Source organism: Cupriavidus sp. OTU4054, assembly GCF_038440175.1.
Lineage (GTDB): Bacteria > Pseudomonadota > Gammaproteobacteria > Burkholderiales > Burkholderiaceae > Cupriavidus > Cupriavidus pauculus_D.
Window position 1 is genome coordinate 1 of record NZ_JASATF010000065.1, and the last position, 330, is coordinate 330.

Sequence of the window (330 nt, forward strand, 5' to 3'; positions counted from 1 at the left end):
GCATGGTGCATTTACTGTGAGAAAAGCAACGATGTAGCAGTAATCGCATTGCGCGACGATGCCGATTACGAACGGTTCCATGGTCCACTCGGTCAGCTGTGGGCTAAGCCCATCAAAGAATTAGTAGAGGGAGGCGCTTCTGCACTGTTCCCGTTTGATCATCTGGTGCCGGAGTGGAGAAAGGCGCTACTCGAGAATTATGGAGATGGGCAGCAGTGTAAGCCTCGCTAGCGTGGCATGAGTGGAGCGAGCGTGGGATAAGCAAGGGGTCCTGCATTACAACAACGCGGCCGAGTACGCAAAAGCCAACCACATCACGCCGGGTCAGGC

1 protein-coding gene is annotated in these 330 nt (G+C 54.8%); it reads left to right on the forward strand.

The window, feature by feature from the left end:
• The coding region (locus AAHB16_RS32690; RefSeq protein WP_342052935.1) for a hypothetical protein at window positions 1–231 on the forward strand (231 nt) is incomplete at its 5' end.
• Window positions 232–330 lie beyond the last annotated feature (99 nt).